Raw genomic sequence first — 18,526 nt, forward strand, 5'->3', positions numbered from 1 at the left:
GTCGTGCGAGTGGTGGTGCCCATCCCCGAGACATGTCCCGAGACGCACGACCACCTGACGCGCCCGCCCAGCGTAGGACTGACAGGTCCATGCCAGTTGGCTAGCAACTGTCGCTGTCATTAACCTGCCACCATGGCTCGCCCCGCCCCGGACAGCATGATGACCGCCCTCGGCTTCCCCGCGTCCGTCGAACGGATCTACCAGAAGGTCCAGCTCCAGTCGGGGCGCGAGCTGCTGTGGGTCGCGTCGGCGCTCATGTCGACTCCCGACCAGCTGCTGGCCGAGCTGAGGCCGCTGCTGGACACCGGGATCGCCCGGGTCGAGGACTCCCGGCTCTACATCGACTCCCCGGCCGAGGCACTCGCCCGGATGGCGGCGGTCTCCGCCGCCCGGGCGGGCGAGGCGCACGACCGGCTCGAGGGCCTGGCAGCCGCCATCCCGTTCCTCACCGCCGGCGCGGTCCGCCCCGCGCCGGGCGACGTCCACGACATCACCCCGATCGACGGCGAGATCAGTTCCGGTGGCCAGCCGGTCGGTCTGATCGCCGCCCTGATCGCGCAGAGCAAGGGGGACATGCTCTGGCTGCGGCCCGACCAGTGGCGGATCCCGCGCGAGGACGCGATGTTGAAGGTCGTCGGCGACCTGATCGCCAGCGGCCGCAAGTCCCGCGCGATCTACCCGGTCCGCGCCCTCCACGAGGCGCCCGCGACGCTGACCGCCCGCGCCGAGGTGGGGGAGCAGATCCGGGTGCTGCCCGACCTCCCCACCCGGATGTTCATCATCGGCACCACCCACGCGGTGCTGCCGGAGCCGATGGGCTTCGCGGACGAGCCGCGCTCGCTGGTGCGCCAGCGCGGCCTGGTCGAGGCGCTCACCCTGCTCTTCGAGCTGCTGTGGGAGCGGGCCGCGCCGGTGCCCTCCCTCGACCGCGGCGAGGCACGGCCGGACCTGCGGCGCTTCCTGCTGCAGCAGCTGGCCACCGGCGCCCAGGACGAGCAGATCGCCCGCACCCTGGGGATCAGCCTGCGGACCGTGCGCCGCCGGGTGGCCGACGTCCTCACCGAGCTCGGCGCCGACACCCGCTTCCAGGCGGGCGTCGAGGCGAGCAGGCGGGGCTGGCTCTAGGCCGTCCTGCCGGTCACGGCAGGACCATGGAGTACGCCGCGGGCTCGAGGTGCCAGGTCCGCTGCCGCTCGGGACCGTAGATCTCGCCGTCCGCGCTGCACCAGAACTCCTCGCCCGCGACGGAGACGCGGGTGCCGCGGACGTACTCCACGTCCTCGCGCTCGTGGTGCGTGGCGCGGCCGAGGCGCACGGCGTACAGGAGCCGCGCCATCGGCCCTGTGGACCGGCTGATCATCACGTCGAGGCGGCCGTCCTCGGTGTCGGCCTCGGGGGTGATCTCCGCGCCACCGCCCACCGACGAGCCGTTGCCGACGGCCACCATCAGCACCGGCTGGTGGAAGTCGTTGACGACCTTGCCGTCCACCTCGACCCGCAGCCGGGTGACGGGCGGGTTCCAGGCGGTCATGGCCGCGCCGATCGGGTAGCCGAGCTTGCCGAGGTTGGCCTTGCCGACCCCGATGGAGCCGAGCCGGGTCTTCCAGCGGGCGCCGCGGCGGCTCGCGTTGGCGCCGGCGCCGACGTGCACGTTGTTGACCACGACCTGCCCGACCTCGTCGACGACGAGGTCCATCGGCCGCACCTCGCCGTGCAGCACGAGCCGGGCGGCCTGCTCGATGTCGAGGGGGATGGCGTTGCCGCGGGCGAAGTCGTTGCCGGTGCCGAGGGGCAGGAGCCCGATGACCGCGGTCTTGAGGTCGTTGCGGCGGTGCAGGGCCGCGATCACGGCGTGCAGGCTGCCGTCGCCGCCGGCCACCACGATCCGGCGGCTGCCCGCCCGGTGCAGCACGCCGTCGAGCTCGCCGGGGTTGGAGGTCGCCTGCACCTCGACGGAGGCCTCGGCGCGCAGGATCGTCAGGGCCTGATCGAGCGACTCCTCGTCGGCAGTGCCGGCGTCGCTGTTGGTGATGACGAGGAGTGGGTCCATTCGCCGGACACTATCCGAGCGCGAGGGGTGGTGATGCACCCCTTTGGTAACGTGTGGCCGCAAGAGCCCCGGTGCGCTGTTGCCGGGGCCGCTTGCATTTACCGATGCAGGAGCTCCCCGGTCGTGCGCCGTCGGCTGACGCGTGACCCATGAAGGAGGCAGCGATGCCCGCCATCGTGATTCTCGGCGCCCAGTGGGGCGACGAGGGCAAGGGCAAGGCGACCGACCAGCTCGCGACGACCGAGACGATCGACTACGTCGTCCGGACGAGCGGCGGCCACAACGCCGGCCACACCATCGTCGTCAACGGTGAGAAGTTCGCGACCCACCTGCTGCCCAGCGGGATCCTCACGCCCGGCGCCACCTCTGTGATCGCCAACGGCGTCGTGGTCTCGCCCGAGGCGCTGTTCCGCGAGCTGGACTCGCTCATCGAGCGGGGCGTCGACGTCGCCAACCTGGTCGTCTCGGCCAACGCCCACGTCATCGCGTCCTACCACTCCACGATCGACAAGGTCACCGAGCGCTTCCTCGGCAAGAACCAGATCGGCACGACCGGCCGCGGCATCGGACCGGCCTACGCCGACAAGATCAACCGGGTCGGGGTCCGGATCGCCGACCTGTTCGACGAGGGCATCCTGCGGCAGAAGGTCGAGGCCGCGCTCGACGTCCGCAACCACCTGCTGACGAAGGTCTACAACCGCCGGGCCATCGAGGCCGACGCGGTCGTCGAGGAGCTGCTCTCCTACGTCGACCGGCTCCGCCCGATGGTGGCCGACACCTCCCTGCTGCTGAACGACGCGCTCGACCGGGGCGAGACGGTGCTCTTCGAGGGCGCCCAGGCCACGATGCTCGACGTCGACCACGGCACCTATCCGTTCGTGACGTCCTCCAACCCCGTCGCGGGCGGCGTCTGCGTCGGCGCCGGCGTCGGACCGACCCGGATCGACCGGGTCATCGGCGTCATCAAGGCCTACACCACCCGCGTCGGCTCCGGTCCCTTCCCGACCGAGCTCTTCGACGAGGACGGCATCAACCTGCAGAAGATCGGCGGCGAGATCGGCGTCTCGACCGGCCGCACCCGGCGTTGCGGCTGGTACGACGCCGTCGTCGCCCGCTACTCCTCGCGCGTCAACGGCCTCACCGACTACTTCCTCACCAAGCTCGACGTGCTCGACCACTGGGACAGGATCCCGGTGTGCGTGGCCTACGAGATCGACGGCCAGCGGGTCGAGGAGATGCCGATGACCCAGACCGAGTTCCACCACGCGAAGCCGGTCTACGAGTTCTTCGACGGCTGGAGGACCGACATCTCCGGCTGCCGCTCCTTCGACGACCTGCCCAAGAACGCCCAGACCTACGTCCAGGCGCTCGAGCAGATGTCGGGCACCCGCATCTGGGGCGTCGGCGTCGGCCCGGGCCGCGAGCAGACCATCGAGGTCCACCCGGCCTGACGTCCGACGTGGGCCTCATGTGCGCACGATCATCATTTCTCGACGCCCGGTGATGATCCTGCGCACTCCCGTGGTCGGGATCGCCGGTTAACCGGTGATTCCGACCCCCACCCGCCGCACAGCAGTCGAAGCCGGCACCTGCCTGACGTCCGCGGCTGGCCGCCGGGGACGGACCGGGCCGGTGACGCACTAACGTTGACGCCCGTGAAGACCCTCGTGATCGGCACCGGAGGCCGCGAGCACGCCCTCGCCCGCGCCCTCGCCCAGGACCCGTCGGTGAGCGAGGTGCACGCGGCCCCCGGCAACCCCGGCATGGCCGCGGTCGCCACGCTCCACCAGGTCGACCCGATGGACGGCGTCGCCGTGGCCGACCTTGCCGAGCGGCTCGGCGTCGACCTCGTCGTGGTCGGCCCGGAGGCGCCGCTGGTCGCGGGTGTGGCCGACGCGGTGACCGCCCGGGGCATCAACGTCTTCGGCCCGAGCGCCGCGGCCGCGCAGCTCGAGGGGTCCAAGGCCTTCGCCAAGGACGTCATGGAGGCGGCCGGCGTCCCGACCGCCCGGGCGTTCGTGTGCACCACGCCCGAGGAGGTCGCGGCCGCGCTGGACGAGTTCGGGCCGCCGTACGTCGTCAAGGACGACGGCCTGGCCGCCGGCAAGGGCGTCGTCGTCACCGAGGACCGCGACGCCGCGGTCGAGCACGCGGCCGGCTGCGAGCGCGTGGTCATCGAGGAGTACCTCGACGGCCCCGAGGTCTCCTTGTTCGCCATCACCGACGGTACGACCGTCCACCCGCTCCAGCCCGCCCAGGACTTCAAGCGCATCCACGACGGCGACCAGGGCCCCAACACCGGCGGCATGGGTGCCTACACGCCGCTCCCGTGGGCGCCCCCCGGCCTCGTCGCGGAGGTCCTCGAGACCGTCCTCCAGCCGACCGTCGACGAGATGGCCCGCCGTGGCACCCCCTTCGCCGGACTCCTCTACGCCGGTCTCGCGCTCACCTCGCGCGGCACCCGCGTCGTGGAGTTCAACGCCCGCTTCGGCGACCCGGAGACGCAGCCGCTGATGGCGCTGCTCGACTCCCCGCTGTCCGACCTGCTCGTCGGTGCCGCCACCGGCACCCTCGCCGACGTGCCGGCACCGCGCTGGAAGGACGGCGCCGCGGTCGCGGTCGTCGTGGCCAGCAAGGGCTATCCCGAGAGCTCGTCGTCCGGCGACCTGATCACCGGGCTGGACGCGGTCGAGGCCGTCGAGGACGTCCACGTGATCCACGCGGGCACGGCGATGTCCGGCGACGACCTCGTGACCGCCGGCGGCCGGGTGCTGGCCGTCGTGGCCACCGGGGCCGACGTGGCGGCCGCCCGGGCCGCGGCGTACGCCGGCGTGACCCACGTAGAATTCGAGGGAGCCCAGCACCGCTCCGACATCGCGGCAGGAATCTGACTTGAGCGTCCCCAACGTCCTCGCCACCCGCTACGCGGCGGCCGACCTCGCCCACATCTGGTCGCCCGAGCACAAGATCGTGCTCGAGCGCCGGCTCTGGATCGCGGTCCTCAGGGCCCAGCGCGACCTCGGCATCGAGGTGCCCGACGGCGTCGTCGAGGCCTACGAGGACGTCGTCGACAAGGTCGACCTCGAGTCGATCGCGGCCCGCGAGCGGATCACCCGCCACGACGTGAAGGCGCGGATCGAGGAGTTCTGCGCGCTCGCCGGGCACGAGCACATCCACAAGGGCATGACCTCGCGCGACCTCACCGAGAACGTCGAGCAGCTCCAGGTCAAGCAGTCCCTCGAGCTGCTCCGCGACCGCGCCGTCGCCACGCTCGCGCGGCTGGCCCGCCTCGCCGCCGAGCACGAGACCACCGTGATGGCCGGCCGGTCCCACAACGTCGCGGCCCAGGCCACGACCCTCGGCAAGCGCTTCGCGACGGTCGCCGACGAGATGATGATCTCCGTCGAGCGGGTCGAGGACCTCCTCGCTCGCTACCCGCTGCGCGGCATCAAGGGCCCGATGGGCACCGCCCAGGACATGCTCGACCTGCTCGACGGCGACGCCGCCAAGCTGGCCGACCTCGAGGCCCGGGTCGCGGCCCACCTCGGCTTCGACCGGGTGCTGACCAGCGTCGGCCAGGTCTACCCGCGCTCGCTCGACTTCGACGTCCTGTCGGCCCTGGTCCAGCTCGTGGCCGGGCCGTCCAACCTCGCGACCACGATCCGGCTGATGGCCGGCAACGAGATCGTCACCGAGGGCTTCAAGGAGGGCCAGGTCGGCTCCTCGGCGATGCCGCACAAGATGAACACCCGCTCCTGCGAGCGCGTCAACGGCCTGGCGGTCATCACCCGCGGCTACCTCTCCATGGTCGGCGAGCTCGCCGGCGACCAGTGGAACGAGGGCGACGTCTCCTGCTCCGTCGTACGCCGGGTGGCGCTGCCCGACGCGTTCTTCGCCGCCGACGGGCTCTTCCAGACCTTCCTCACCGTGCTCGACGAGTTCGGCGCGTTCCCGGCCGTCATCCAGCGCGAGCTCGACCGCTACCTGCCGTTCCTGGCCACCACCAAGGTGCTGATGGCGGCGGTCCGCAACGGCGTCGGTCGCGAGACCGCCCACGAGGCGATCAAGGAGGCCGCCGTCGGCACCGCCCTCGCGATGCGTCAGGGCCAGGCCGGCAACGACGTGTTCGCCAAGCTCGCCGCGGACGACCGGCTCGGCCTCACTGCGGCCCAGCTCGAGTCGCTGGTCGCCGAGCCGATCACCTTCACCGGGGCGGCGGTCCAGCAGGTCGAGACCGTCGTACGCCGGGTGGCCGAGCTCGCAGCCCGGCACCCGGAGGCGGCGGCCTACGCGCCGGGCGCCATCCTCTGAGACCCCCGCCCAGGGGTGGTTCACCAGATCTGAGCATGTGGCCCGGGTGCGTATCCGCCTACCGTGACGCATGCCCAGGCCCCGTTCCGCGTCGCTCGTCGTCGCGGTCCTCGCGACGCTCGCGGTGCTGGCGGTCCCCCTCGCCCTGAGCCAGGGGGCCGCGACGGCCGCGCGCGGAGCGGTGGTCCACACGGCAGACTCGGCAGGAGCGCCCGACCCGGAGGCGAGCGGAGACCCACGGGTCGCCCCGGTCGCCAGACCCCTCGCCGGGGACGGCGTCCTGCCGAGCCGTGCATCGATCAGGAAGTGGCCGGGCCGCACGATCCCCTACTGGGTCAAGCTGCCCGACAAGTTCATGTGGTCCTTCAGGGCCGCGATCCGCGCCTGGAACGACACCGGCCTGGACATGACCTTCAAGCAGGTCCCGAAGTCGAAGGCCAAGCTCCGGATCTTCGTCGGCGACACCGGCGGCTCGGACGGGCTGGCCACCGTCGGCTACCAGGGCTCCAACTGGGTGCACCTGAGCTCGGGGCTCCTCAACGCCATCCCGAGCGCGAGCGAGGCCTACGTCCGCGTCGTGGCGGCGCACATCATCACCCACGAGCTCGGCCACAACCTCGGTCTCGAGCACACCGACGGCTGCCACCTGATGACGCCGATCCTCTACCTGCCGGACTGCCCGATGATGGCCGACCGGATCGGCTACTACGCCTGTCGCGTCGTCGACGCGCAGGCCCTGGACCGCACCGTCAACCTGTACGGCGGGACGCGGCGGCTGGCAGCCAAGGCATGCCCGCTCGACCCGGCCCCCCAGGCCCTCCCCGGGGTCGACTTCGCCGGCGGGCTCGCGGCGGACAAGCCGATCGCGATCACCTGGACCCCGCCGTCCAACCCGCCACCCGGCGGCAAGGTCGACGTCCTCATCGCGCCCGGCGCCACGTGCAACTTCCCGATCGTCAAGGACTACTGGGGCGAGGCGACGTACTCCGACAACGTCCGGATCCTGCGCGTCGACCCGACTGCCGGCGTCTGGCACCAGACCTTCACCTACGTCGACACCAACTGCTACGGCGTCCAGCCGGTCAACCAGTCCGGCGCCGGGCCGAGCCCGGTCACCAAGGCCCTGACCAGCTGGGTCCAGGCCCCGGCACCGCCGACCGTGGAGGTGGTCCGCCGCGCCCTGGGCTCGCCGGGCGACTACTTCGCCGGCGTCACCTGGCCGCGCGACAAGGTCAACCTCGCGGTCCTGAGCCGCCCCGCCGGCCAGTGCGCCACGACCTGGCCGGACGGCGAGCCCTTCGCCAAGCACCTCGTCTACGCCCCGGCGGGCGACCCGGTCCAGATCCACACCGACGTCACCGACCCGTGCCTGTCCTTCTTCACCGTGCGCCAGGACGGCGGCCGGGCGAGCAAGACAGCCGCGACCTGGCAGGTGGGGGAGGAACCCGCGCCGGCGCCGCCCGTCGTGTCCTCGGTGCGGCACGTGGTGGGCTCCGACCGCTACTCCTTCACCGCCACCTGGGACTACAACGTCGCCCGGCTCGCCGTGCTCGTCCAGCCCGAGGGCAGCTGCGCGACCACCTGGCCGGCCGGTGAGGACCCGCTCGCCCACGAGCCCATCGGGGGCGAGGTCGACGCCCCGGGGCTGGTCCGCCCCTGCCTGTCGTTCTTCACGTTCAACGCGACGGGCGGCGCCAGCGCCGCCGTGGTCCGGCAGGTCACCGCGGCGCCCGCGCCCGGTGCCCCCACGATCACGTCGGTGACCCGTGCGCCCGGCGGGCCGTTCCGGATCCACGCGAACTTCGACGCCACGCGCTTCTCGCTGGTCTCCCAGGTCGACAGCGGCTGCATCACCACCTGGAGCGACCTCGACCCCTCGGCCTACGTCCTCCAGCCGGCCTGGGACGACCCCACGGTCTTCGAGATGTACGCCGACCCGTCGGCGCACCCCGACTGCCTCTCGTTCTTCCTCGTCAACGACGACGGCGTGGTCGGGCCGGGCACGACCTGGCCGGTGCCCGCCGCGCCGGCGCCGCCCACACTGTCGGTCACCGGGCTCACCATCGACTCCGGCTATGTCCAGGGCGTGACCAACCTGGACCTCGACCTGTTCGCGATCGCGGTCATCGAGGGCGCCCAGGGCAGCTGCGTCAGCTCGTTCCCGGCCGGGGAGGACCCCGCCACCTACCAGGCCTCCTACTACGCGACCGGCACGGGCACCCAGGTCAGGATCGACATGTCCGTCACGCACGCGCACCCCTGCCTGGCGTTCTTCGCCTACAACGCGGACGGCGTGGTCGGAGCGGTCACCAAGAAGCAGCTGTAGCCGGCGGCCCACCCGCGAGCGGCATCATGGGGCCATGACCGGGACCCCGACCATCGCCGTCGACGTCGTGGTGAGCGGCCGCGTGCAGGGGGTCTCGTTCCGGGCGTACGCCGAGGCCGAGGCCCGGCGGCTCCGGGTCACCGGCTGGATCCGCAACGAGCCCGACGGGTCGGTCGCCGGGCACTTCGAGGGTCCGCAGCCGGACGTCGAGGCCCTTGTCGCGTGGTGCCACCAGGGATCGCCGTACGCCACGGTCCGGCGGGTCGCCAGCAGCCCGGCGCCGGTCGCAGGGCACGCCCGGTTCGAGGTCCGCTACTGAGCATGTGACCAAGCGCGCGTCGCCGGTCGTTTGGGGCCACCCGCGGCCGCCGACGACCATGGACCGCATGAACACCCCCGTCACGGTCTCCATCACCCGCCACGTCGACCCCGACCGCGAGGCGGAGATGGTCAGCTGGATGCAGGCGGGCCAGGGGCTCGCCGGGAGCTTCGCGGGCTTCCTCGGCGCCGGCTGGGTGCGGCCCGAGCAGGACTCCGAGACATGGCACGTGCTCTACCGCTTCGCCGACGCCGACTCGCTGGCCACCTGGGAGTCCTCCCACCAGCGGCAGTGGTGGCGCGACGCGGGCGCCGGGCTCGGCGTCGTCGACTCCCGCGTGGAGCGACGTACGGGCATCGAGGGGTGGTTCGACGACCCGGCCAACCGCGACGTCCGCGACCTCTCCGTCAAGCCGTCGGCCCCGCCGCGCTGGAAGCAGGCCAGCGTCATCTTCCTGGTGTTCTACCCGCTCAGCGTGCTGGTCAACTGGCTGCTCGGCCCGCACGTCGCGCCGCTCGTGCTGCCGCTGCGAGTGCTCGTCACGGTGGCGCTGATGACCCCCGTGATGACCTACGTCGCCCTCCCGTGGATCACGCGGCGGATGGCGTGGTGGCTCAACCGCTGATCCTGCGGGGTCAGACCCGGGCGTGCCCGTCGTGGTTGGCCAGCTTGGCCGCCACGGTGCGAAGGTCGTCCCGCCACACGTCCTCGGGGCCCGCGGGGAGGATGTCGTACCACTCCACGGCGTAGGAGCCGATGACCTGCTCGCCGAGCCCCTCGGGCCGGGCGATGAACCACAGGTGCAGATGGTTCCGTCGATTGCACCCACCCCAGCTCGCCCGCAAATGACCACAGCCCCCGCCGCAGACAGCGACGGGGGCTTGGTGTGGGGCGGTACTGAACCGGCGAGACAGGTGTCGGGCTGCGGGCTACGTTTCGGTCAGGGCTCGATATGGCTGTCGGTGGCGTTGATCGCGCGATCGATGGCCATGAGGGAACCGACCGCGCCAGTCCTTCCGTCGGCGTAGTCGGTCAGGATCGAGCGGACTGCGGCCAGCGCGAGAGTGTCGGACTCGGAAGCGATCTCCTTGCCGCCGGGGGTCGGGTAGTCCACGTCAAGGTCGACCCACGCCTCGCCCTCGCCGCCGGGCTTGAGACGCTCCCACGTCACTGCCCCATGACGGTGATTGCCGTCGTGGTCGTAGCGAAGCTCGCAGGCCGACTCGTACATGCGGGCGTGGCAGCCGCGCAGATCACCCATCGCCGCCCAGCTCCTTCATCCCTGCCTCGATCCCGTCGCGCCACTCCGCGTTGCGGCGGCGCCGTTCCGTGTTCACCGTCTTCTGCTCCTGCGTGGGCCAGCCCCGTGCGGTGCCCCACTCGCGGACGGTGCGGGTGGACAGGCCGGTGACCTTCGCGACCTCCCGGACCGACCCGCCGGCCTTCAACGCGTCGGCCACGGCGTCCTTGAAGGCGGCGGCCGCGGTGTCGGCCTGGTCGCGGAGAGCGATGAGTCGGGCGGCGTGGTCGGGTGGGACGACGCCCTTGTGCTGAGGAGTCACGCGAGGCCGGGGCCGAGGTCGACCACCGACACGATCCGCGTGGGGAACTGCTGGAGTGGCTCCGACTCCCCGTGCAGCACCATCTCGCCAGCCGACTCGGGGCTGAGCGCCACGAGTCGCACGACCTTCCGGTGCTCGCCCGGCCGCTGGTAGGTCACCTCGTACTCGCGCACGGGCTGGCCGTCGATCTCACTCACGGGCTCAAACATGATCCTGAGCGTACCCGCCCGAGGCTTTCATGTGTAGCACTTGGTGCTACAGAACCGGCGTGAAGAGGCGATTGTCAGGGCGTCCAGTCCACGCGATAGTCAGGGTGGTCGGAGTACCTGGCGGCGGCCTCTGCCTCGACCTCCACGTCGCGTGGCCGCCACTCGCCCCCCCGCCAGTCGTAGACATCCTCGACGGTCCGGTCGGGGTCTTCGGAGAGGCGGGCGGTCAGGAATTCGGTCTGGGTCAGTTCGTCCGCGCCAGTGTCGGTGTCGGTCTGGGTCATGTTCCCTCTCCCTGGTTCGTCTCGTTGTCCGCGACTGCGGCGATCTGCTGCGCCACCTTGGAGGCCCCGAGGTCGGCCCAGGTCGTGGGGTCCAGGGATCGCCACTCGGCGGCGGTTGCGGTCATCGTGGCGACTTCGATCTCGCGCACGTCGTCGCCGTCGATCACCACGAAGACGGGCTGGATGGCGACCTTCAGGAGTCGCACGACGGGTCCGGGCTGCTCGCTCATGCGAACGTCACCGACTTCCATCCGACGCCGCCGTCTTCGTAGAGCCACATCTTGTGTGCCACCGGGTCGTAACAGATGGGGTGCGTCTTGCCGTAGGTCTTCGGGGTACCTGTTGGGGTGCCGTTGATGCGGGGGATGTAGAAGAACCCGATGTCCGCCGCCGCCTTGAGCCTGAATCCAGAGCCGCCGACGACCGAGCCGCCATGCACGCCGAGCACGATGAACGGGTCGGCGGTCAGCGTGTAGTCGTCGGCGGTGGCGGCAGCGGCGATGGACGCCGAACTGATCCGGATGGCATCGGTGACACTTCCGGCTGCGCTGATTGACGCCTTCAACATCAGTGACGGCTTGGTGCCGCTGCCGCCGACGCGCTTGGCTGCGACGAAGGGTGCGGCGGAGTCGATGCCGAGGTAGAGGGTGTTCGTGCCGTTGGTCGAGTACGGGTCGTCGCGGATGTCGGTGTCGCACAAGTCGATCCACGTCTTCGTGCTGTTTGCGGTCGTTCCGTTAGGCACGAGGTCTACGGCCATCGGTGTCCCGGCTGTGGTGGGCCGGAAGGTGGGCACCGGGTAGTCAGTGACCAGTGGGCGGACCCAGAGGTTCCATCCCTGAGCCGAGAGCGATCCAACGGGCGCGAGGTTGTCCTTGTTGATCACCTCGAAGGAGTCGAGGCGGCGTCCGGCTGAGTCCTTGATGTCGGCTGCTCCGACCCGCCCATTAAGGCGGCTGGCGCGGCTCATGCGAACTCCAGCCCGGTGATGACGCAGTCAATGGCGGTGGCGGCGGCGGCGTTGACGTTGACCTTGTCGCCCGCGCCGAGCCAGGAGCCAACGACCTCGCTGATCGTGGTCGAGTCGTTGGAAGCCAGGGAGTAGCCGGACACAACCTTGTGGGTGCCGTCGACCGATCCGCCCGAGGGGATGACGGAGACGGTGATGGTTACGGCCGCGCCGCTGACGTTGGACAGCACCATCGTCTTGATTTGGGCAGCCTTGTTCGCGGGCACGGTGTAGGCCGCGTTGTCCCCGGATGCCATCTGCGCCGAGGCGAGGATCTTTGGGGTGACGGTGGTGATCGCGGTGAGGTTCGGGGTAGCCATCGGTCAGCCTCCGTAGACGAGTGCGTTGACCAGGGAGATGCCCTGGATGGTCTGGTTTGCAGGGCTTGTGGGGTCCGCGACTCTCGCATCAGTTGAGGCTTGAAGAGCCGCTGACGTGAGTGGCCCCGCACCGCCCGTGTTCTTCACCAGCGTCTCGACGAGCGCATCGGGGGTGGCGATGCCGGAGATGTCAACGGCGGCGTCACGCGCGGCCTCCGCGCCGACACGTGCAGCGACCGCGCCCGTCTCAGCGGCCTGCGCGTCGTCGCGGATGGCGTCGAGCTCGGCCGTCACAGTCGACAGGTAGGTCGGCGGCACGTACTGGGTCGCGACGAGATCCTTGAGGTCGGCTGCGGCGGTGATGGTGTACCAGCCGAGGTCGATGGTTTCGCGCTTGCGGGTGACCGGGTTGGCCGCGTCGATCCGGACCCGCACCTGGTAGGCGGACGGATTGAGGCCCGTCGCTCCGGAGGGCAGCACCGTGAAGGACGCGAGGCCGGTGGAGTCGATCGTCACGTTGGCGTCGGTGATCCGGAACGACCCGCCCGTGGTGGTGTCGACGAGGAAGCCGGCGTCGACGTTGGTGTCGAGCAGCACCTTCGTGCGGCGGATGTCGGGGACGAACCCGAGGAAGTCGACGAGCTTGAAGGTGACGGTGACTGGCGTGATTGCCATGAGCGGTCCTGTTCTGTGGCGGGGCTCGAGGTGTCAGTTACTTGACGAGGTGGCGAAACAGAACGACCCCCGAGGCGGTGATTGCCGCTGCGAGTGCGGCCCGTCCTCGAGGGTCGTGGGTATGGAAGATGACGCGGAGGCACTCGGATGCGGTGTCCCCATCGGGTTCGCCTCGGTCGCGGAGGTAGTCGAGGATGCCGAAGTGTGCGACGTGCAGCGCCCACTCGATCGGCGGCGACTGCATGGGACTACTCGGGCTTGGTGTTGAGTGCGGCGATCCCGTTCACGACGGTCACCTCGGCGCCCCAGAGTGCGAGCTCGAGGTCGCCGATGTAGCCCTTGGCTTGGAGGTAGAGCGCGACGGGGGTGCCGAGCGCGGTCAGCAGGTAGAGGGCGGCGCGGACGGAACGCGGCGGGTTGAGGTTCATCGGTGGTTCTCCTTGATGATGTCGGCGGCGTCGTTGACCAGCGCCAAGAAATGGACCCACGGGAACGAGGGGCCGGGGTCCCAATGCGTCGACTGGCCCCACGCCTGCGAGACGTCGACGTGGCCGCAGATGCCGTGACGCCCAGCCTTCAACTCGGCGACGGTGAGCCGCTGGATCGGAACCTCGTAGGCCAGGCAGAGCTTCGCGACGAGATGGGCGGCCTTCTTGAGCATCCGCTCGTGGTCGACGTCGGCCCACCGCTTGGCGTTCGCCTTGTCCCACGCCTCGGAGGCCAGCGCATCACAGAGTTCGACGCCGATGCTGTTGTTGTTCGGCGGCGCGTGCCAGGCGATCACACTGTCGGGCACAACCTGGATCACCTCGTCCGCATCCACGACATAGTGAGCGGACCCACCGGAGGACTTGCTGCGGAAGTAGGCGGCGGTCGCCCGGGCCTGCCCCTCAACGAGCGGAGAGACGGTGCAGTGGATGACGACCCGGCTGATGGGCTTGTTGTCGCCAGGCGTGGTGTGTGCCGCGGGGCCGAGGTAGATCGGGGCCGGGGGGCGGATGGGCTTGGTCATGGAGGCTCCGATGCGGGGTGTCATGGTCACGACCTGCATGTCGTGGTCGGAGTTCAGGGCGAAACGGTCGGGTGCGGACTGTGCGACCGCGCCACGGGAGCCGAGGTAGATCACGCCTGCGCCGGTGGAGCGTCGGAGGCTGGTGAACGTGTAGGTGCCGGGGCGGTTGATGTCGCCGCCGACGTGGACGCGCTTGGCCCGGTGCGACAGCCATTCGATGCGCTTCTGGATTCGCTTCTCGTGCCGCGTCCACAGCAGTCGCCGCAGGGCACGTTGGACGATGTTGGGCTTGGGGTTCCAGCCGTCGGGGTGCATGTGGGCGTTGGCGACGCCGACAATGTCCTTGGTGAGCACGTCGGTCAGGAGCGCCCAGGTGGTGTGCCGTGCGGGTGCGATACCGGGGATGCCAACCGAGCCGAAGTCGAGGCCGACGTCGATCACGGTGTAGCGGCCCGTGTCCCAAGTGATCGGAACATCGACACCCTTGGGCTGGTAGGTGGCGAACCCGTCGAGGGCTGCGACCGCACGCACGTAGTAGTCGTGGCTGATCTCAGACCACAAGACGATCCCGCCGCGTGCATGTTCAGCGACCTTGCCCACGTCTTCGCGGACCTTCTCGACCGACATCTTGGGCCGCGACATGATGTTCGCGACGGCCACGGGGTAGGTGAGCGGCATGGGAACCTCCAGGCGTGCGAAAGAGCCCGCGATGAGGCGGGCGGCGTACAGACGGAAGGTCAGGACTCGTCGACCTCGTCGGGGTGCGAGTTGTGGGCGGCCTCGATCGCACGGAACGCAGCAGCAGACTCCGCGCGCGTCACAATCCGCTCAACCGTGCCCGCCTCGAGCTTCTCCACACGCCCGGCTAGCGACTTCACCTCGGCGCGCACCTCAGCCATCTGCTGATGCGTCTGCGCCAACTGGGTTACAGCCTCAGTCATGGTCTGCATCTGCGCCTCTTGGTGCGCCATTCGCTGACCGATCCCCGGTAGCGCGGGCGCCAGCTCCTGCTGCGTGATCGTGTCCACGATCGCGTCGCGGCCGAGGATCGCGTCACGTATCGCAACCGTGTCCCGGCGCGTGTTGCGGATCTTCGGACGCACCCACCGCAGCCACCCGGCGAGCACAGCAAGAGCACCGCCGAGAAGGATCAGCAGTTGTGCCGAAGCACTAAGGCCGTGGGTCATGTGGCTCCCCCAAGGAGATAGGCAGCGACCGCCTTAGCCAAAGGGGAGGCGGTCGTGTCGTTGGTCAACAAGTCCGAGAGGTCTGCGCGTGCTGCCTGGTCTGCGTCGTCGCGGGACGTCATCCGGGCCGTGATCGCGTCGATGGTCGGCTGGTCGAGGTCGGCGTCGAAAGTCACGGTCAGGTTCGAGCCGTTCGCGCGGATCGACAGGACGGGCGCGTCGGTCAGGTCGGCGAACATGTCGCTGCTCACCGAACGACGAGCCGAGGCAGTCACTTCGGTACTCATGCGAACGACTCCTCGACAGCAGTGACGGCGAGGACGTCGGCGAGTGTGCGGGGTGCGAGGCCGAGCGGGGCGAGTGTGATCGTCTGCGCGCCAGCCACATATGACGTCTCCGCCACGACCATGTCGAGGAAGTTGCTGCCCGTGACCGACTGGCCGGGGTTGATCGCGCCGTGCACGCGGACCATCTCGCCCTCGCGGACCAGCGCCAGGCAGGCCGGCGAGCCGTCACGGAGGAGCTGGTAGTCGGCGAGCTCGAGACGCTCCGTGAACCCGACACGCGGGCCAGCCAGCGCGAGCATCCCCGACACGACGGCGTTGGCCTCGGTCGAGGTGAGCAGGCCGCGGGGCTTGAGGTCGACGAACCGCATCGACGTCCCGTAGAGCAGCTCGTCGGCGCCCGAGAGTGTCGCCGTGGCAATGGCGGTAGCGGACGGGACTGGGGGTGTTCCGGCGAGCGCGGACACATACTCGCCCTTGACGCGCGAGGCGTAGTCATCGTCGGCCTGCCCCATTACCCCTGCACCGGGAACAGCGTGCAGGGTCGGGGTCGTGGGGTCGGCGCGGAAGTAGGCCCGCCCGTCGGGTCCGACGCCGGCACGGACGGCCGCGGCGGTCGAGGAGACGGCGATCAGGTCGGACAGGTACTCGGCCTTGTCGGTGCTGATCCCGGTCGGTGCGCCGCCGTCGTAGATCCACGGCATCCCGTCCGCGATGGCCTGGACGATCGCGGCGTCAAGGTCGTAGGTGGGGGCGCCCGTGTTGTCCAGCGCCATGAACCGACTGGCCTCACGGAACAAGCCGGTCGCGGAGAACGACTCCATGTCAGCACCGGGCTGCGACAGGATGCCCTGCCAGATCGGGAAGCCACCCACTGTGTAGACGACCCGCGCGCCACGACGCAGAACACTGGACGCGACCCCCTTGGCGAGCCCAGCCATGCCCCACGACGCCTCAGCGCAGCCACCGGGCAGCGTGTGCGAGAACGCCACGTCGCCGACGTAGCCGAGAGAACGGACCGGGACGCCACCGACGCGGACCTCGATCGCAGCGCCCGTCACGGAAGCGGCCCGGCATGCGTGTGCCAACGTGGGCGGTACGTCGCGGAGACCTGCGCGTCGAGCGCGTTCGACGTCACCGTGAACACCGTCAAGGCGGTCGGCGCCGCCTGGTGGTCGCCCCATGCGTCGGTGTCGACGACGGCGTTGCGGCTGTCGGACTCGTCAGCCAGGGTGCCCCGCCACATGGACGGGTAGGGCCGTGCGGTCGACGGGGTCTTGAGGAACAGGCGGTTACTCGACCCCGACGCCGACGGACTGCCGGTGCCAAGGTCGATCCTGGTCAGGGCCGCGTCGTCACCGACGTAGAAGAACCAGCCCTCGTCGATCTCGATGGACGGGGTGTTGGTGCCGGCCGCGAGAGTCAGGATGTACGAGAAAGCCGTGTTGGGCAGGTGGTCTCCCACCTCGTAGATGCCGATCGGGACGGTCTGCCACACGTTCGAGGCAGGGAAGTTCACCGACGTGCCGTTCAGGACCGCCACGCCCGTCCCGGAGGTGCGGCGCACGCGGGCCGCGAACAGGTAGGGGCCGGGCCGCAGGATGCGCAGCGGGATGGTGTAGACGGTGGCGACGCCGCCGTTCCACACGTTCCGGGAGCCTGAGATGAGCGACGAGTCCGATGTGACCGCCCCGCTGGCCGTGCGCCAGCGGCGGAGGTCCGGCGTGTAGCCGTCACCCAGGTCGGGGTAGGTGTGGACCATCGTGTAGCCCAGCGCCGAGGAAGCGTGCTCCACCTTGAGTGTCGCCTGCGTCCGAGCCGACCCGCAGATCGGGATCGATGACACCTTCTGTCGCAGCGTCGACGTCGACGGCGCCTGGTTGGTGCGGACGAGCTGGTCGACCACGAGAGAGCCAGCAACCGGACCGCCCGAGCCGTCGACGCTGTGCATCGAGCGCGGACCCTTGATGCGGAACGACGCCACCGAAGCATCCGGGCACAGGAACGTGGTCCGCGTGTAGGGAGTGCCGGGGACCGCGACCGACGAGAGCATTGTCAGCTCAAGGCCGTCCGCGAAGACCTGCACCGGGCGATCCGCATAGCCGTAGAAGTCGATATCCCAATCCACCTGGAGGAACGTCGTCACCGACATGTCCACCGGGGAAGCGGGCGTGTAGACCAGTGACCCCTGAGCGCGGTAGTGGCCGCCGTAGTCGTTGAACGGGTTCAGGCTGCCCGTGACCGCGCCCACATAGAGGCCCGCGCCCGCGGTCGCAGCCGAACCACCCGGAGCATCCGTGAACTGCTGTGTCCAGTTCGTCACCGACGAGCCATCGTTGATGACCACCGTCGAAGGCGACGCAGCCGACGTCACGCCAACCGTGGTGATCTCGACGTCCGAGCCACCGAAGGGCTCACAGGTCAGCGTCAGCTTGTAGGCGCGCTGCAACTGCTGGACCTCGAGCAGGTCGTCATAATCCGGCTCAAGGTCGGCGGCCCACACCTCGAACACCGTCGCCGGACCGATGCCGTCAGCCGGGGTGTACGTCAGTGTCGTCGGCTTCGAGCACTCGAGGAACAGGGTCGCCTCGCCCTCAGCCAGCGACATCAAGTCAGAACCCTCAACAACCACGAACATCGAGATCTCGCGGTTGTCGTGGCCCGTCGTGACAACCTTGCTGCCATCCTGCAACAGCGTCGAGATCGTCTGCGTGATCGGCTGCGGCTTCCCATGCGAGCGGTTCTCGCCATAGACGTCGAACCAGTATTCGCTGTCAGAGTCACCGATCAACTCGAGCTGACCGAGTGAGTACTGCGGGCGCCCCATCATCGACTGCTCCGCTTCTTGTGTCCCGTGGTCGCCGCGCCGTTGATCGCGGCTGCCGTGTGGTGGGCGTGCTCCTTGGCCTGCCTCGCCTCGATCTTCTTGATCTCCCGCAGCTCCCTGGTCACGTCCGCTAGTTGGTGGGTGACCTTCT

23 protein-coding genes are annotated in these 18,526 nt (G+C 69.9%); 7 read left to right on the plus strand and 16 right to left on the minus strand.

The annotated features are described in order from the left end of the window. The first annotated feature begins 132 nt into the window (after positions 1-132). Positions 133-1,125 (plus strand): helix-turn-helix domain-containing protein, encoded by a 993-nt coding sequence (locus tag FB382_RS21420; protein ID WP_182541972.1) that lies wholly within the window; start codon positions 133-135, stop codon positions 1,123-1,125. Positions 1,126-1,138: 13 nt separating this feature from the next. On the opposite strand, the gene FB382_RS21425 is transcribed toward FB382_RS21420, so the two are convergent. Then, positions 1,139-2,050, minus strand: a complete 912-nt coding sequence (locus FB382_RS21425; protein ID WP_182541973.1) for a diacylglycerol/lipid kinase family protein — start codon at positions 2,048-2,050, stop codon at positions 1,139-1,141. A gap of 164 nt (positions 2,051-2,214) precedes the next feature. On the opposite strand from FB382_RS21425, the gene FB382_RS21430 reads away from it, so the two are divergent. The 6 genes from FB382_RS21430 to FB382_RS21455 all read left to right on the plus strand — a co-directional run bounded on the left by FB382_RS21430 (position 2,215) and on the right by FB382_RS21455 (position 9,631). After that, the gene (locus FB382_RS21430; RefSeq protein ID WP_182541974.1) at positions 2,215-3,501 is read left to right on the plus strand and encodes an adenylosuccinate synthase; all 1,287 of its coding nucleotides are present in this window, start codon (positions 2,215-2,217) and stop codon (positions 3,499-3,501) included. A 204-nt stretch (positions 3,502-3,705) separates the two neighbouring features. Then, positions 3,706-4,941 carry a phosphoribosylamine--glycine ligase gene (gene purD, locus FB382_RS21435; protein ID WP_182541975.1) on the plus strand — a complete coding sequence of 412 codons (1,236 nt, stop codon included), beginning with the start codon at positions 3,706-3,708 and terminating at the stop codon, positions 4,939-4,941. Between the two features lies 1 nt (position 4,942). Beyond that, positions 4,943-6,361 (plus strand): adenylosuccinate lyase, encoded by a 1,419-nt coding sequence (gene purB / locus FB382_RS21440; protein ID WP_182541976.1) that lies wholly within the window; start codon positions 4,943-4,945, stop codon positions 6,359-6,361. A gap of 70 nt (positions 6,362-6,431) precedes the next feature. Then, positions 6,432-8,687: a M57 family metalloprotease gene (locus tag FB382_RS21445; protein WP_182541977.1), complete on the plus strand. Its 2,256-nt coding sequence runs from the start codon at positions 6,432-6,434 to the stop codon at positions 8,685-8,687. 34 nt (positions 8,688-8,721) lie between these two features. Continuing rightward, positions 8,722-9,006 carry an acylphosphatase gene (locus FB382_RS21450; RefSeq protein ID WP_182541978.1) on the plus strand — a complete coding sequence of 95 codons (285 nt, stop codon included), beginning with the start codon at positions 8,722-8,724 and terminating at the stop codon, positions 9,004-9,006. Between the two features lie 67 nt (positions 9,007-9,073). After that, the gene (locus FB382_RS21455) at positions 9,074-9,631 is read left to right on the plus strand and encodes an antibiotic biosynthesis monooxygenase (RefSeq protein WP_182541979.1); all 558 of its coding nucleotides are present in this window, start codon (positions 9,074-9,076) and stop codon (positions 9,629-9,631) included. A gap of 10 nt (positions 9,632-9,641) precedes the next feature. Here FB382_RS21455 and FB382_RS21460 read toward each other — a convergent pair whose 3' ends face one another. The 15 genes from FB382_RS21460 to FB382_RS21530 all read right to left on the minus strand — a co-directional run bounded on the left by FB382_RS21460 (position 9,642) and on the right by FB382_RS21530 (position 18,375). Further along, a complete protein-coding gene (locus FB382_RS21460) occupies positions 9,642-9,851 on the minus strand; it encodes a hypothetical protein (RefSeq protein WP_182541980.1) in 210 nt (69 codons plus the stop codon). A 95-nt stretch (positions 9,852-9,946) separates the two neighbouring features. After that, positions 9,947-10,267 carry a hypothetical protein gene (locus FB382_RS21465; RefSeq protein ID WP_182541981.1) on the minus strand — a complete coding sequence of 107 codons (321 nt, stop codon included), beginning with the start codon at positions 10,265-10,267 and terminating at the stop codon, positions 9,947-9,949. Then, positions 10,260-10,568 (minus strand): hypothetical protein, encoded by a 309-nt coding sequence (locus FB382_RS21470; protein ID WP_182541982.1) that lies wholly within the window; start codon positions 10,566-10,568, stop codon positions 10,260-10,262. The genes FB382_RS21465 and FB382_RS21470 overlap by 8 nt, the downstream gene beginning before the upstream one ends. Continuing rightward, positions 10,565-10,777 carry a hypothetical protein gene (locus FB382_RS21475; protein WP_182541983.1) on the minus strand — a complete coding sequence of 71 codons (213 nt, stop codon included), beginning with the start codon at positions 10,775-10,777 and terminating at the stop codon, positions 10,565-10,567. The genes FB382_RS21470 and FB382_RS21475 overlap by 4 nt, the downstream gene beginning before the upstream one ends. 74 nt (positions 10,778-10,851) lie before the next feature. Then, complete coding sequence (locus FB382_RS21480; RefSeq protein WP_182541984.1) at positions 10,852-11,061, minus strand: hypothetical protein; 210 nt, start codon at positions 11,059-11,061, stop codon at positions 10,852-10,854. Beyond that, positions 11,058-11,291 (minus strand): hypothetical protein, encoded by a 234-nt coding sequence (locus FB382_RS21485; RefSeq protein ID WP_182541985.1) that lies wholly within the window; start codon positions 11,289-11,291, stop codon positions 11,058-11,060. Before FB382_RS21485 ends, FB382_RS21480 begins: the two co-directional genes overlap by 4 nt. Then, complete coding sequence (locus tag FB382_RS21490; RefSeq protein WP_182541986.1) at positions 11,288-12,031, minus strand: hypothetical protein; 744 nt, start codon at positions 12,029-12,031, stop codon at positions 11,288-11,290. Before FB382_RS21490 ends, FB382_RS21485 begins: the two co-directional genes overlap by 4 nt. Next, a complete protein-coding gene (locus FB382_RS21495) occupies positions 12,028-12,390 on the minus strand; it encodes a hypothetical protein (RefSeq protein ID WP_182541987.1) in 363 nt (120 codons plus the stop codon). The genes FB382_RS21490 and FB382_RS21495 overlap by 4 nt, the downstream gene beginning before the upstream one ends. A gap of 3 nt (positions 12,391-12,393) precedes the next feature. Further along, entirely contained in the window at positions 12,394-13,065 is a 672-nt protein-coding gene (locus FB382_RS21500; protein ID WP_182541988.1) for a hypothetical protein, read from the minus strand. Between the two features lie 248 nt (positions 13,066-13,313). After that, positions 13,314-13,493 carry a hypothetical protein gene (locus tag FB382_RS21505; RefSeq protein WP_182541989.1) on the minus strand — a complete coding sequence of 60 codons (180 nt, stop codon included), beginning with the start codon at positions 13,491-13,493 and terminating at the stop codon, positions 13,314-13,316. Next, positions 13,490-14,755, minus strand: a complete 1,266-nt coding sequence (locus FB382_RS21510) for an N-acetylmuramoyl-L-alanine amidase (RefSeq protein WP_182541990.1) — start codon at positions 14,753-14,755, stop codon at positions 13,490-13,492. Before FB382_RS21510 ends, FB382_RS21505 begins: the two co-directional genes overlap by 4 nt. 59 nt (positions 14,756-14,814) lie before the next feature. Beyond that, positions 14,815-15,264 (minus strand): hypothetical protein, encoded by a 450-nt coding sequence (locus FB382_RS21515; protein ID WP_182541991.1) that lies wholly within the window; start codon positions 15,262-15,264, stop codon positions 14,815-14,817. After that, a complete protein-coding gene (locus FB382_RS21520; RefSeq protein ID WP_182541992.1) occupies positions 15,261-15,551 on the minus strand; it encodes a hypothetical protein in 291 nt (96 codons plus the stop codon). Before FB382_RS21520 ends, FB382_RS21515 begins: the two co-directional genes overlap by 4 nt. Beyond that, a complete protein-coding gene (locus tag FB382_RS21525; protein ID WP_182541993.1) occupies positions 15,548-16,609 on the minus strand; it encodes a hypothetical protein in 1,062 nt (353 codons plus the stop codon). The genes FB382_RS21520 and FB382_RS21525 overlap by 4 nt, the downstream gene beginning before the upstream one ends. Continuing rightward, positions 16,606-18,375: a hypothetical protein gene (locus FB382_RS21530; RefSeq protein WP_182541994.1), complete on the minus strand. Its 1,770-nt coding sequence runs from the start codon at positions 18,373-18,375 to the stop codon at positions 16,606-16,608. Before FB382_RS21530 ends, FB382_RS21525 begins: the two co-directional genes overlap by 4 nt. Positions 18,376-18,526: the final 151 nt, after the last annotated feature.

It is taken from the genome of Nocardioides ginsengisegetis (genome assembly GCF_014138045.1).
Classification (GTDB): Bacteria; Actinomycetota; Actinomycetes; order Propionibacteriales; family Nocardioidaceae; genus Nocardioides; species Nocardioides ginsengisegetis.

Coding starts and splice junctions, on each gene's coding strand:
- FB382_RS21420 (WP_182541972.1), top strand. CDS start 133: ATGGCTCGCCCCGCCCCGGACAGCATGATGACCGCCCTCGGCTTCCCC.
- FB382_RS21425 (WP_182541973.1), bottom strand. CDS start 2,050: ATGGACCCACTCCTCGTCATCACCAACAGCGACGCCGGCACTGCCGAC.
- FB382_RS21430 (WP_182541974.1), top strand. CDS start 2,215: ATGCCCGCCATCGTGATTCTCGGCGCCCAGTGGGGCGACGAGGGCAAG.
- FB382_RS21445 (WP_182541977.1), top strand. CDS start 6,432: ATGCCCAGGCCCCGTTCCGCGTCGCTCGTCGTCGCGGTCCTCGCGACG.
- FB382_RS21450 (WP_182541978.1), top strand. CDS start 8,722: ATGACCGGGACCCCGACCATCGCCGTCGACGTCGTGGTGAGCGGCCGC.
- FB382_RS21455 (WP_182541979.1), top strand. CDS start 9,074: ATGAACACCCCCGTCACGGTCTCCATCACCCGCCACGTCGACCCCGAC.
- FB382_RS21465 (WP_182541981.1), bottom strand. CDS start 10,267: ATGGGTGATCTGCGCGGCTGCCACGCCCGCATGTACGAGTCGGCCTGC.
- FB382_RS21475 (WP_182541983.1), bottom strand. CDS start 10,777: ATGTTTGAGCCCGTGAGTGAGATCGACGGCCAGCCCGTGCGCGAGTAC.
- FB382_RS21480 (WP_182541984.1), bottom strand. CDS start 11,061: ATGACCCAGACCGACACCGACACTGGCGCGGACGAACTGACCCAGACC.
- FB382_RS21485 (WP_182541985.1), bottom strand. CDS start 11,291: ATGAGCGAGCAGCCCGGACCCGTCGTGCGACTCCTGAAGGTCGCCATC.
- FB382_RS21490 (WP_182541986.1), bottom strand. CDS start 12,031: ATGAGCCGCGCCAGCCGCCTTAATGGGCGGGTCGGAGCAGCCGACATC.
- FB382_RS21495 (WP_182541987.1), bottom strand. CDS start 12,390: ATGGCTACCCCGAACCTCACCGCGATCACCACCGTCACCCCAAAGATC.
- FB382_RS21500 (WP_182541988.1), bottom strand. CDS start 13,065: ATGGCAATCACGCCAGTCACCGTCACCTTCAAGCTCGTCGACTTCCTC.
- FB382_RS21505 (WP_182541989.1), bottom strand. CDS start 13,493: ATGAACCTCAACCCGCCGCGTTCCGTCCGCGCCGCCCTCTACCTGCTG.
- FB382_RS21510 (WP_182541990.1), bottom strand. CDS start 14,755: ATGCCGCTCACCTACCCCGTGGCCGTCGCGAACATCATGTCGCGGCCC.
- FB382_RS21515 (WP_182541991.1), bottom strand. CDS start 15,264: ATGACCCACGGCCTTAGTGCTTCGGCACAACTGCTGATCCTTCTCGGC.
- FB382_RS21520 (WP_182541992.1), bottom strand. CDS start 15,551: ATGAGTACCGAAGTGACTGCCTCGGCTCGTCGTTCGGTGAGCAGCGAC.
- FB382_RS21530 (WP_182541994.1), bottom strand. CDS start 18,375: ATGGGGCGCCCGCAGTACTCACTCGGTCAGCTCGAGTTGATCGGTGAC.